The sequence below is a fragment of the Bacillus sp. AFS015802 genome, from assembly GCF_002561455.1.
GTDB lineage: Bacteria > Bacillota > Bacilli > Bacillales > Bacillaceae_B > Rossellomorea.
Genome location: NZ_NTUP01000013.1, coordinates 129,745 through 143,078, shown reverse-complemented (window position 1 = coordinate 143,078; position 13,334 = coordinate 129,745). Strand labels below are relative to the sequence as shown.

10 protein-coding genes are annotated in these 13,334 nt (G+C 43.2%); 8 read left to right on the top strand and 2 right to left on the bottom strand.

Going from position 1 to position 13,334, the window contains the following annotated elements; all coding sequences use genetic code 11:
• The first annotated feature begins 20 nt into the window (after nt 1–20).
• A complete protein-coding gene (gene mutS, locus CN378_RS09660; protein ID WP_098351680.1) occupies nt 21–2,642 on the top strand; it encodes a DNA mismatch repair protein MutS in 2,622 nt (873 codons plus the stop codon).
• A 12-nt stretch (nt 2,643–2,654) separates the two neighbouring features.
• On the top strand, nt 2,655–4,520 hold the full coding sequence (mutL, locus tag CN378_RS09655) for a DNA mismatch repair endonuclease MutL (RefSeq protein ID WP_098351679.1): 1,866 nt from the start codon (nt 2,655–2,657) through the stop codon (nt 4,518–4,520).
• 50 nt (nt 4,521–4,570) lie between these two features.
• On the opposite strand, the gene CN378_RS09650 is transcribed toward mutL, so the two are convergent.
• A complete protein-coding gene (locus CN378_RS09650) occupies nt 4,571–5,017 on the bottom strand; it encodes a DUF4385 domain-containing protein (RefSeq protein WP_098351678.1) in 447 nt (148 codons plus the stop codon).
• Nucleotides 5,018–5,220: 203 nt separating this feature from the next.
• Between CN378_RS09650 and CN378_RS09645 the strand changes: the two genes are divergently transcribed.
• The 6 genes from CN378_RS09645 (at nt 5,221) to spoVK (ending at nt 12,530) form a co-directional block, all read left to right on the top strand.
• Nucleotides 5,221–6,672 carry an FAD-binding oxidoreductase gene (locus CN378_RS09645; protein ID WP_098351677.1) on the top strand — a complete coding sequence of 484 codons (1,452 nt, stop codon included), beginning with the start codon at nt 5,221–5,223 and terminating at the stop codon, nt 6,670–6,672.
• The gene (locus CN378_RS09640) at nt 6,669–7,235 is read left to right on the top strand and encodes an MFS transporter (RefSeq protein WP_098351676.1); all 567 of its coding nucleotides are present in this window, start codon (nt 6,669–6,671) and stop codon (nt 7,233–7,235) included. The genes CN378_RS09645 and CN378_RS09640 overlap by 4 nt, the downstream gene beginning before the upstream one ends.
• A 113-nt stretch (nt 7,236–7,348) precedes the next feature.
• The gene (locus tag CN378_RS09635; protein WP_098351675.1) at nt 7,349–9,733 is read left to right on the top strand and encodes a penicillin acylase family protein; all 2,385 of its coding nucleotides are present in this window, start codon (nt 7,349–7,351) and stop codon (nt 9,731–9,733) included.
• Nucleotides 9,734–9,968: 235 nt separating this feature from the next.
• Nucleotides 9,969–10,928 carry a tRNA (adenosine(37)-N6)-dimethylallyltransferase MiaA gene (gene miaA, locus CN378_RS09630; protein ID WP_098351674.1) on the top strand — a complete coding sequence of 320 codons (960 nt, stop codon included), beginning with the start codon at nt 9,969–9,971 and terminating at the stop codon, nt 10,926–10,928.
• A 28-nt stretch (nt 10,929–10,956) separates the two neighbouring features.
• Nucleotides 10,957–11,193, top strand: coding sequence for an RNA chaperone Hfq (gene hfq, locus CN378_RS09625; protein ID WP_098351673.1), 237 nt, complete (start codon nt 10,957–10,959; stop codon nt 11,191–11,193).
• Between the two features lie 389 nt (nt 11,194–11,582).
• Nucleotides 11,583–12,530 carry a stage V sporulation protein K gene (gene spoVK, locus CN378_RS09620; protein WP_098351672.1) on the top strand — a complete coding sequence of 316 codons (948 nt, stop codon included), beginning with the start codon at nt 11,583–11,585 and terminating at the stop codon, nt 12,528–12,530.
• Nucleotides 12,531–12,586: 56 nt separating this feature from the next.
• On the opposite strand, the gene CN378_RS09615 is transcribed toward spoVK, so the two are convergent.
• A complete protein-coding gene (locus tag CN378_RS09615; RefSeq protein ID WP_098351671.1) occupies nt 12,587–13,195 on the bottom strand; it encodes a trimeric intracellular cation channel family protein in 609 nt (202 codons plus the stop codon).
• Between the last annotated feature and the right edge of the window lie 139 nt (nt 13,196–13,334).

Below are 13,334 nucleotides of genomic sequence, written 5' to 3'. Positions count from 1 at the left end.
GGAAGGGTTTGAAGGAAACCATGACACAATATACGCCAATGATAAAACAATATTTACAAGTAAAGGCAGAATACCAGGATGCCTTTTTATTTTTTCGTTTAGGCGATTTTTATGAAATGTTTTTTGACGATGCCATAAGAGCATCGCAGGAACTTGAAATAACGCTGACAAGCCGTGATGGGGGAGGAAAGGAACGCATTCCCATGTGCGGTGTACCTTATCATTCTGCTCCCAATTACATAGAGCAGCTCATTGATAAAGGGTTTAAAGTAGCGATTTGCGAACAGACGGAGGATCCAAAGCAAGCCAAGGGGGTCGTAAGGAGAGAAGTCGTTCAACTCATTACACCCGGTACGGTTATGGATGGGAAAGGTCTGAATGATAAAGAAAATAACTATATTGCTTCAGTTTCCGACTTTAGTGATGACACTTATGGACTTGCCTATAGTGATTTAACGACCGGGGAAACCAAGGTGACCATTGTTACAGACGGACTGCAGGCGTTGATGAACGAGTTATCGACCATCGGGGCGAAAGAAGTGGTCATCCATCCAGATCTTGCAGAAGAAGTTCAGGTGAAAATCAAGGAAAGGACCGACGTTACGTTGTCCTATGAACGGGACTCCAGCCCTGGGCATGCCTTCACTCATTTAGTTCAACCACTGAAGCAAGATAAACTCATTAAAGCTTCTTCCCTTCTGTTTCATTATCTTTTCCGGACACAGAAGAGAAGTTTGGATCATTTACAACTCGTTGAAACGTACCAGCTTCACCAATTTATGAAAATGGATTACTACTCCAAGCGGAACCTGGAGCTCACAGAGACCATCCGTTCCAAAGGAAAAAAAGGTTCCCTTCTATGGTTATTGGATGAAACCATGACAGCCATGGGGGCCAGGCTCCTAAAGCAATGGATCGATCGTCCACTCATTCGTAAAAAAGAAATTGAAAAGCGCCAGACTGTAGTGGAAGTATTGCTGGAACGGTTCTTCGAAAGGCAGGACCTGAGAGAACGTTTAAAAGAAGTGTATGACCTGGAAAGGCTGGCCGGCCGCGTAGCCTTTAGGAATGTGAATGCAAGGGATTTAATCCAATTGAAAAAATCCCTGCAGCAAGTTCCCGTTTTAAAGCACTTAGTCGAATCATTGGAAAATGAAGCGACCGATGAGCTTGTTTCAAGGCTGGATCCATGTGAAGAGTTGACAGACCTATTGGAACTGGCATTGGTAGAAAATCCTCCCTTGTCCATAAAAGAAGGAAGCTTGATCCAGGACGGATATCACGAGGAACTGGATCAATACCGCGATGCTAGCAAAAACGGGAAATCGTGGATTGCCCAGCTTGAACGGGACGAAAGGGAACGGACTGGAATCAGGTCTCTCAAGGTAGGCTTCAACAGGGTGTTTGGCTACTATATCGAGGTAACAAGAGCGAACCTTCAACACCTGGAAGAAGGGCGCTATGAACGAAAACAGACTTTGACCAATGCAGAACGGTTCATTACCCCTGAATTAAAGGAGAAAGAAGCCCTTATCCTTCAAGCGGATGAAAAGAGCGTGGATTTAGAATACGAATTGTTCCTTGGTATCCGTGAGAGGGTGAAGGAATTCATTCCCCGTTTGCAGAAGCTTGCGAAACTTGTCAGCGAACTTGACGTTTTGCAATGCTTTGCAACAGTGAGCGAGAAACGCCATTACACTCGACCAGTATTCAATGAAGAAAGAAGAATTCACCTGAAAGACGGACGGCATCCCGTGGTGGAAAAGGTGATGGGTGCCCAGGAATATGTTCCCAATGATTGCTATATGGATCAGGAAAGAGAAGTTTTCCTCATTACCGGCCCGAATATGTCGGGTAAAAGCACATATATGAGGCAGGTGGCACTAACGAGCATCCTGGCGCAAATCGGCTGTTATGTTCCGGCGGAGGAAGCAAATCTGCCGATATTCGATCAAGTGTTCACCCGTATCGGGGCAGCGGATGATTTGATTTCGGGGCAGAGTACATTCATGGTCGAGATGCTCGAAGCGAAGAATGCCATCATTCATGCTACTCAACAAAGCCTGATTTTATTCGATGAAATCGGACGCGGTACTTCCACATACGATGGGATGGCCCTGGCACAGGCAATCATTGAATACATCCATGAACATATTGGGGCGAAAACCTTATTCTCTACCCATTACCATGAACTGACGGTGCTTGAAGAAGAGCTGCCTAAAGTGAAAAACGTCCATGTAAGCGCGATGGAGCAAAATGGAAAGCTTGTTTTCCTTCATAAAATCAAAGAGGGGGCGGCGGATAAAAGTTACGGAATACATGTTGCAGAACTTGCCGAGCTGCCCGTGGCCTTAATCCAGAGAGCCAATGAAATCCTTCTTGAGCTTGAACGGAAGGAAGAACCCTCATCTTTCAAAGAGGCTGCCGCTTCAAGGGAAGTGGTTTCAGAGAAGCAGGAACCAAATGAAAACGACTTGGCGCAGCTATCCTTCTTTGAAGCAGAGAAATCTCAAAAGAAAGAAAAGCTCACTTCTAAAGAAAAGAAATGTTTAGATGAATTGAAAAAACTTGATATCCTTGAAATGACGCCGTTGGATGCTATGAATACACTCTACGGAATCCAAAAAAAGTTAAAACAGTAAGGAGGTGAAACTGTGGTGAAAATATTTCAGCTTGATGATTCCCTTTCGAATAAAATCGCTGCAGGGGAAGTAGTGGAACGCCCGGCATCTGTCGTGAAGGAACTCCTTGAAAACAGCATAGATGCAGGGGGTACCATCATCGAGATCCACATCGAAGAAGCCGGATTACAGTCCATACGCATCATCGATAATGGGGACGGAATTGAAATGGAAGATGTCAAAACAGCCTTTAAGAGACATGCAACGAGTAAAATCAAAGATGAAAATGATTTATTCCGGATACGGACATTGGGGTTCAGGGGAGAAGCCCTGCCGAGTATCGCTTCGGTGTCTCATTTCACTCTAAAAACGAGTACGGGTGAAGGTCCGGGTACGAGCATTGAACTAGAAGGTGGAGAAGTCAATTCATTTGAAAACACGTCGTCCAGAAAAGGGACCGATATCACAGTTTCACAGCTGTTTTTCAATACACCTGCCCGGTTGAAATATATGAAAACCATTCATACCGAGCTCGGCAATATAACGGACGTGGTCAACAGGATTGCCCTTGCCCATCCGAGTGTTTCCATCAAGCTTCTCCATAACGGCAAATCACTCCTGCACACGCATGGCAATGGAGATGTCCTGCAGGTCCTGGCCGCCATTTATGGGGTGGGGATCGCGAAGAAAATGGTGCCGATCGAAGTAGAGTCCCTTGATTTTAAAGTGAAGGGTTATATTTCCCTGCCTGAGGTCACCCGGGCTTCCAGGAACTATATTTCTACAATGATCAATGGGAGGTTCATAAAGAACTATGCCCTGGCGAAAGCGATCGGGGAAGGATATCACACCCTTCTCCCCATTGGTCGTCACCCCATAGTGCTTCTCAGCATAGAGATGGATCCGATTCTCGTGGATGTGAACGTGCATCCGTCCAAAATGGAGGTCCGCATCAGTAAGGAAACAGAACTGAATGCGCTGGTGACTGAAGGAATAAAGCGCGTGTTTAAAGGGAAGGAATTGATTCCGTCAGGATCCACTGCCCCTAAGGCAGCCCTACCTAAATCGGAGCAGACATTCATGAACCTGGATCATTCAGCAAAACGACAGGAGGCACGACCGGATTCAGTCCGGGAGCGTCTGCTTCCTAAAGAAGAAATGGAAAAGCTGTATGAGCCACAGCCGCCTGTGAAAGATAGGGGTGTAATGACAAGGTCCGTTTCGAATCAAGCACCTGTTCAAACTCATCCGAATGAGGTAGTGGAAGAACCCTGGGATCAAGGGAGTCAAGGCACCGGTGAAGAAAACGAAGCACCACGTGTTCCCGCTCTTTATCTTGTGGGCCAGATGCACGGCACGTATATCTTCGCCCAAAATGAACGGGGTCTTTACATTATTGATCAGCACGCAGCCCAGGAACGAATCAAGTATGAATTTTATAAAGAGAAAGTAGGAGAGGTTGAAAAAGAGCTTCAGGAACTCCTTGTCCCACTCACGCTTGAATTTTCCACGGATGAATATATAAAAATCAATGAACATCGTTCCCTTCTTGAGGAAGTAGGGGTTTTCCTGGAGGATTTCGGTTACAACAGTTTTATCGTACGTGCCCACCCCCAGTGGTTTCCTAAAGGGGAGGAGCAGCAAACCATCGAAGAGATGATTGAGCAAATCATCAAAATGAACAAGGTCGATATTAAAAGATTGAGGGAAGAAGCAGCCATCATGATGAGTTGTAAAGGATCCATCAAAGCAAATCATCATTTAAGAAATGAAGATATGCAGGCGCTGCTGGATGAATTAAGAAGGACCAGCGATCCTTTCACCTGTCCCCATGGCCGGCCGATCATTATTCACTATTCGACTTATGAAATGGAAAAGATGTTCAAACGTATTATGTAGTAGGGTAAAGGGGGTATGGACCAGTAAACGGTCGATACCCCCTTTATGTATCATCCGTACTTATTCTGATGTTCCTTTTTTCGTTTCAAATAGTCTGCATCTTCTCTTGCCAGTTTCCATTTCGTTTCAAATATTGAGGCTGATTCAGCTTTCTGTTCATCAATTTTTCGGTCCTTGACGTTACCTTCCTTATTATACTTCTTTCCCCCGGGATAATTGGCGTACCTTCGCGCCCTTGTATAGCCCATCTGAAGGAACTTCCTCGCCATATCCATTCCCACAAAATCATTTTCATCTTTATATTGAAGAAACATGCGATAGATTGCATCTGAAGATTCTTCTGCAATATCCGGTGTTTTAAAACGCCATTCCGGGAGGATTTCGCTTTTGTATGGCTCTACAAGTAAAACGCCTTGTTCCCCGCGTCCCACCCTGTATTTTTCAGGATGTTTCCGAAAGTCAATGGAGTCAAAATCAAGATTGTAATCAAAAGACATGCCTTCACCTCCTAAATAGGTTGTACCCATTTTTATCAAGAAAGTAAACGAAATAAACGGCTCGGAGTTTAATTGTCGATAATATTATTATGGTAACTAGTTGGGTTTTTAATAATGGCATAAAAATTTCTTAAGAAAGGAAACAGTATTGATATTATTCTTATTTAGTGTAAAATTACACCAAAAGGGAAAGGGGGATTTTGATGTTTGCTTTCTTGAGAAAAAAATTCATCCCGATATTGTTTGGTATTGTTATAGTTGTCTATTTGTTTCTGGTTTATCAGAAATTAAATAGCAGCGAATTGGAAAATGTCATCACCGATGTAAGCAGGTTAATGCCAACAAAAATCGAAAAAATCGTTAAAGGCCGTGAAGAAAATAGCATAGTGGATGCGCTCACTAAAGCAAGAATGGAAAATCTGAAAGTGTCGATTGCCGGTAAGAGACACAGTCAGGGAGGGCATACATACTACCCTGATGGAGTGGTACTGGATATGACGGATTATAACAAAGTACTCAGTGTTGATCCCGGCCATAAGACTGTTCATGTCCAGAGCGGGGCTACATGGGATGATATACAAAAAGCAGTGAATCCCCATGGACTATCTGTGAAAGTGATGCAGTCCCAAAATATATTTACAATAGGGGGCTCATTATCGGTGAATGCCCATGGAAGGGACATACGAAATGGTTCGTTAATTGAAACGGTGAATTGGTTTCGATTATTAAAGCCCGATGGTGATATCATCAAGGTTTCCAGAAGTGAAAATGCAGAGTATTTTCCCCTCGTCATTGGGGGATACGGGTTGTTCGGGGTGATTTTAGACGTTGAGCTTCAACTTATATCTGATGAATTATTAACATTAGAAACAGAGGAGTTAGACTATGATGAATATGAAGATTATTTCAATCAAAACGTGTTAAACGATAATAATGTGAAAATGCACCTGGCACGATTATCAACTGCTCCGGATACGTTTCTTGAAGATATGTATGTTACCAATTACAGGGTTAGTGATAAACAGGAACAATATAGCGATTATGCTTCTCTCAAAAAGGATAAATTTACTTTTCTAACAAAATTCTTGCTCGGGCTCTCAAGAGACTTTGATTGGGGGAAGAATCTCTTTTGGGGTTTACAGAAATCCTTTTTTGATAAGCGGGATGGTGATTTAGAAACCCGAAATAATGTCATGCGTTCAGAATCTGATTTTTTAGAATACAAAGGGAAGAACGATACAGATATTTTACAGGAGTATTTTGTACCGGTTGAGGAGTATGAAGAATATATCGATGATTTACGAGGCTACCTGTCTGAAAAGGACATAAATTTAATGAACGTCACGGTGAGGTATGTGAACCAGAGTGAAGAAGCAGTTTTGTCTTATGCGAAAGAAGATATGTTTGCTCTTGTTCTATTAATCAATCAGGGGGTGGGGGAAAAGGAAAAAAAGAAAACGGGTGATACTATTCGTGGGATGATCGACATCACCATAGAACATGGGGGAAGCTATTATCTTCCTTATTATAAGTACCCCACTGTTGATCAGCTGCACGCCGCCTACCCGCATGCGGAAGAATTCTTCAGCTATAAGCGAAAATTCGATCCAGAAGAACGGTTTATGAATTTATTTTATGAGGAGTATGGAAAATGAAATGGTTAATTGTTTCTCAAAGTTTTGCCATGGTAGCTTCGAGTGTCTCCTTCCCATTTTACTTACTATTCATTCAAAATATCGGAAGTGACTTTTCGAGTTTTGGGTTTGCATATGGGCTGTTTACGTTAAGCTCAGCCTTCAGCCACCGTTTTATAGGAAGGCTGTCTGACATGATTGGAGGTCAGTTTCTACTCATTATATACAGTGTGGGAATGAGTTTCCTTTTCCTATTCTTACCTTCTGCAAGTACCATACATGAGGTATATTTCATCCAGGTTTTACTTGGTATGCTGGGTGCTATTCAGAAGACTTCAGAGAAAGTGGTACTCAGTGACGTGACAGAGCATGCTTCTAGAGGAAAGAGTATTGGAGAGTATCATTTTTGGACCGCTCTTTTCTCAAGCATTGCCGTCATGGGGACTGGAGTCATGTTAGAATATTTCACAATCCATTTTCTTTTCTATGCATGCTCTCTTTTCTTTATCATCAGTGGGATCGTCATCATGATTTCCTGGTCCAAAGGAAACCAAACTGCCCCTGTAAGGACCGAGAAGGTTTAATTGCACTATGATGAAATTTCTTCACTGTGAGGGAAGGAATTACCCCCTATAAAGGCTAATTATAGAGATATGGTTATTTTCGGAAGATTCGATAAATTATAGGGGGAAATGGGATGAATGGAGGCGTAGAGCTTCAGAAACAGAAAAAGAACAAGCGTCTTAAAATCACCTTGTGGACGGCAGGAACCATTTTATTTTTTTTGCTTGGAGTCCTGATCTTTGCAAACTATTACATTGACAGGTCTATTCCTGTTACATCCGGCACAATTTCCATGAGCGGCTTATCTCAGAAGGTAGAAGTGATAAGGGACAAAGACGGGGTGCCACATATCCGTGCTCAAAATGAGAAGGATCTGTATATGGCACAAGGCTACGTCCAAGCACAGGATCGCTTATTCCAAATGGATTTAAGCAGGAGGCAGGCATCGGGACGATTGAGTGAAGTCGTCGGTGAGAAAGCGGTGGATCGGGACAAGTTCTTCCGTACTTTCGGTTTGAGGAGGGCAGCGGAGGTTTCATTCACCGCATATCCTGATGATGCGAAGCAGCTACTTGAATGGTACGCCGAGGGGGTAAATGCCTTCATGGAGGATGCGAAAGTAAGCGGCAGACTTCCCATCGAATTTACCCTTCTTGGGTACAAGCCTGAAAAGTGGACACCCATCGATTCACTGACCATTGGTAAGTACATGGCTTTTGACTTGGGAGGTCATTGGCAAGGTCAGGCCTTCAGATACTGGGCACTGGATCATTTGCCGAAGGAGAAGGCGTATGATCTATTTCCTTCCTATCCGGAAGGGGCTCCGGCCATCCTGTCAGACATTGGGGATATGCAGGTTGATTTGAAGCAATCATTTGCAGCTGCTGTGATTCCCCCTGAGTTCAATGGAAGCAATAACTGGGTGGTAAGCGGAGAAAAGACCAGAAGTGGTAAGCCGATGCTCGCAGATGATCCCCATCTCTCGTTAGGGACTCCTTCCATTTGGTATCAGATGCACCTTGAATCCCCAGAAGTTAATGTGAGTGGGGTGATTTTTGCCGGCATACCTGGAATCATCCTCGGTCATAATGAAGATATTGCCTGGGGTGTCACAAATACGGGGCCTGACGTACAGGATTTATATATAGAGAAACGAAATGAAAGGAATCCCAATCTTTTTTTATATGATGAAAAATGGGAGATGGCCACAATCATCAAGGAACCTATTAAAGTCAAGGATCGTGAAACCATTCCTTATGTAGTGACGATCACGAGACATGGACCGGTCATTTCAGAGTTCGCTCATCAGAACGATGGGGAAAAGGTCATGTCGATGCGGTGGACGGCACTGGATCCGAGTCTTGAACTACTTGCCATCGTGAACATTAATAAAGCAAAGAATTGGGATGAATTCGAAGAGGCGCTGAAGGACTTTCATGTCCCTACCCAAAATTTCGTATTTGCGTCCAAGGATGGTACGATTGCTTACAAAGCGAATGGTAAGATTCCCATCAGGAAGAAAGGGGACGGACTTCTTCCCGTACCGGGATGGGACCCTGATTATGAATGGCAGGGATTCATACCTTTTGAAGAGCTTCCGAAGGTGATCAACCCTGAAGAGGGCTTTGTTGCAACAGCGAACAATAAAGTGGTGACAGATGATTACCCTTATCATATCAGTCATCACTGGGCACAGCCTTATCGTTATATGAGAATTTCAGAATACTTAAAAGGAAAAGACGAATTGACCCTTTCCGATATGAGGAAATTGCAAATGGATCAGAAAAATCTACACGCCCGGGAATTTGTTCCTATCCTGACTCATGATTTAAAGAGGGGGTCTTTGACAGCTGATCAAAGAAACGCCATTGAAATTCTGAAGTCATGGAACGGCAGGGATGATAAGGATTTAGCTGCTCCACTGATTTTTCATCAATGGATGAACGAAATTTCAACGGGTCTATTTCAAAAAGACATACCGGAAGATATGATGAAATTGTTCGAAGGGCGTCAAAGTGTTGTCGATGAACTCATTCGAAAAGCCCATGATGGGGAAGAGTCAGAGTGGTTTTCGGATCGTGGGGGATATGGACCATTTTTAACATCCTCTCTCGCTAAGGCACTGGATGAGCTTGGGGAGGCATATGGATCTTCAATGGATGAATGGAAATGGGGAATGTATCATAAAGTGTACTTCGAACATCCATTATCAGGAGCTTCTCCGATCTTGAAAAAGTTTTTGAATGACAGGGGTCCTGTGCCGGTCGGAGGCAGCAGAGTAACAGTGGAGGCTGCTAGCTATAATGAAGAGGGGATTGTCAATCACGGTGCCTCCTGGAGGTTCGTGATCGATGCTTCGGATATGGCGAACGGGTACCACATCGTCGGACCTGGACAAGCAGGTCACTACAAAAGTGAATGGTATCAAAATCAAATCGATGCGTGGGTAAATGGAGAGTATCATAAAACGTCCCTCAAAGGCCAAACCGGAGATCGATTGATACTAAACCCTGAATGAACCTATACTGCTTAGAGGGATTTCCTCTGAGCAGTTTGGTTTTTACCCTTCTATTTTGTAAAGTTTTAGTATAGAAAGAAACGGGTACAGTGTCTTCAAAGAAGAGGGGAGGAAAAGGAATTTTTTTGAATAAACTAAATTGAATTGGTTATACTGACAAGATGTGATTTCATCCCTTCTATTATTATGGTACGATAATATGTAAAGAAACAGTTACATAGAAAGCAGTGAACATATGACAAAAATGGAGAAAGAGAAAGTGATTGTCCTTATCGGTCCCACTGCAGTCGGGAAAACCAATACGAGTATAGAGCTTGCCAAAAGGTTTGATGGAGAGATCATAAGCGGTGATTCCATGCAGATTTACAAACGGATGGACATCGGGACAGCCAAAATCTCCGCAGATGAGATGGAAGGGGTACCTCATCACCTGCTTGATATAAGAAATCCAGAAGATTCTTTTTCGGTGGCGGAGTTCCAGCAGCTTGTCAGGAAGAAAATATCCGACATTCATTCACGCGGCAAAACCCCTATGATCGTGGGAGGGACGGGTCTTTACATTCAAGCCGTCCTTTATGATTATCAATTCACCGAAACACCTGGTGATGAACGCTACCGGCTTGAGCTGGAAGAGGATCTCGAAAAGCATGGATCCGAGTGGCTTCACGTTAAACTGAAGAAGGTGGATCCCGTTTCAGCTTTCAATATCCATCCCAATAATACACGGCGTGTGATCCGTGCATTGGAGATTTACCATTGTACCGGTAAGACCATGAGTGAGTATCAGGAATCCCAAACTCATGAGCTGCAGTACGATGTAGCATTAATCGGTTTGACCATGGATCGGGAAAAACTATATAAGAGAATCAACCTCCGTGTAGAGCTGATGATGGAACAGGGGCTTTTGGAAGAAGTGAAAGCGTTATATGATGAAGGTGTGAGGGACGTTCAGTCCGTTCAAGCGATAGGTTATAAAGAGCTTTATGAATTCTTCGACGGTGCCGTCAGCCTGGAGCAGGCAATTGAAAATCTTAAGCAAAACTCACGGAGATACGCGAAGCGTCAGCTCACCTGGTTTCGAAATAAGATGGATGTTGCCTGGTTCGATATGACAGAAGAGAGCCTGCATGTCAAAAATATTGAGGATATTTCAGAATTTATTGCAGGAAAGCTTCAACTAAAGTCGAATAAGTAAAGTAGAGATAGAAAGAGGAGGACTAACCATGAAACAATCCATTAATATCCAAGATCAATTCCTTAATCAATTGCGAAAAGACGGTTCACTCGTAACGGTATTCCTGTTAAATGGCTTCCAGATTCGCGGCCAGGTAAAGGGGTTTGATAATTTCACCGTCCTTTTTGAAACGGAAGGTAAACAGCAACTGGTATTTAAACATGCCATCTCAACATTCGCGCCGCAGCGAAATGTTCAAATAAATTTTGAAGAACAAAATAATTGATCATCTTGTAATAAGAGCTGCCACTTGTGGCAGCTTTTTATATTGTCAATGTCATTACTGCAAGAAAAGTTAATGAAATGAACTGTAAGTGAATAAGATGATAAGAGAGGCTGTATTTCCATCACTCTAAATCTTGAAAAATATTGAAGAAAACCGTGAAATGGTAATAATCTAAGGGTTTTTAGAGGGTCTCGAACGGTTTGACCTGAGAAAAGCAAGGACGGAATGATAAATTGTTATCTCAGCGTAATTCTATTTATTTCTCGGGAAAGCGCAGGAATAGACAGGATTCTTTTTATTTGTCGAAAAAAATCAGGTGAAATGGCAGGCGTTTTTCACCCCTTTACACTAGATGCGTAAATTGTCACTAGAATGGTGAGGTGAAATCTTTGGATCAACCAATGCGAATGAAAAATAACGGCCAAATCAGCATCGTATTGAACTCCCAGAAGAGGAGTTCGGTCCGTGAAACGTTAGATTCGATTCCTCAGTCTCTCCCTCAAGAGCATGTAGCGCTGAAAGAAATTGAAGAAGAACTTGGATCTCTTGTCGGAATGGAAGAAATGAAAAAGATGGTGAAAGAAATTTATGCATGGATATATGTGAATAAAAAGAGGGAAGCAATGGGGCTGAAGGCTGGAAAACAAGCACTTCATATGATGTTCAAAGGGAATCCGGGTACAGGGAAAACGACGGTGGCGAGAATCATAGGAAAACTGTTCTTAAAGATGAATGTGCTTTCGAAAGGACACTTAATCGAGGCTGAGAGAGCCGACCTTGTTGGGGAATACATCGGACATACGGCACAGAAAACACGGGACCTGGTGAAGAAAGCTTTGGGGGGCATCCTTTTCATCGATGAGGCATACTCACTCGGTCGGGGCGGAGAGAAGGATTTTGGAAAAGAGGCCATTGATACGCTTGTGAAGCATATGGAAGATAAACAGCATGATTTTATCTTGATTTTGGCCGGGTATTCAAGGGAAATGGAGCACTTCCTTACCTTGAATCCAGGTCTTCAATCGCGATTCCCCCTCGTATTTCATTTTCCCGATTATTCCGTCGATCAGCTGATGGAAATAGGAAAAAGGATGTTGGATGAGAAACAGTACTTACTAAGTCATGATGCCGAAAGAAAGATCCGGGAACATTTGAACAGTGCTAAAAACACCTTATCCCCAATGGCGTTTTCAAACGGACGGTATGTGCGAAATGTCCTGGAGAAATCGATACGTGCCCAGGCGATGAGGCTCTTAATGGAAAATTGCTATGATCGACATGATCTCTTAACCATCCGGAGCAACGACCTCGTATTTCATAAAAATGGATCTGAATGACCATACTTAAATCAATATAAAAAAATGCATTCAACCAAGTGAATGCATTTTTTTTATTAAGCACTTGCCCGTAAGCTTCTATTCGGCAATCTCCATTTATATAAGTAGGAGAGTACGCGAAATGCCGTGGTAATGACGAACAGAGAATAGAGTTCGAAAGCTGAATGAACAATTCCAAGTCCGATCGCCGCACCGCAAAGAACGGCCCATACAGCATAAATTTCCGATCGAAGCACCAGAGGCTTCCTGCCGGCGAGGAGATCGCGGATGATTCCGCCGCCGCTCCCCGTTAAAACGGCAGCTACGATGATCGCACTGATGGGGTGATTCATTTCGGAAGCATATAATGCCCCTTGGATAGCGAAAGCCGATAAACCGATCGCATCAAAGAAATTCCCCCATCGTCTCCAATGTTTCAGGAGATTATTAGGGAACAAAAAGACGGCTGTAATGGAAAGGAGGGCAATCTGAAACAACATCCCTTGCTCCCACAAAGCAGAAACGGGTACACCGATCAGCAAATTCCTTATTGCGCCCCCTCCGAATGCAGTGACAATTCCCAATATATAAACACCGAGGATATCATATTCCTCTTCCATGGCAATGATAGCTCCTGAAATAGCAAAAGCAATGGTACCAATAATGCTCAGTACTTCCCACGTCATACACATTCCTCCTCACCCTATTACAATATGCTACATGCCATTATGTAGAATCTTGAAGTAAGTGTTATGTCATAATCAAACATACTGATTTTAACACGTTTGTGCTGATTTGCAACCATTTTTGATTGCTTTTTACATA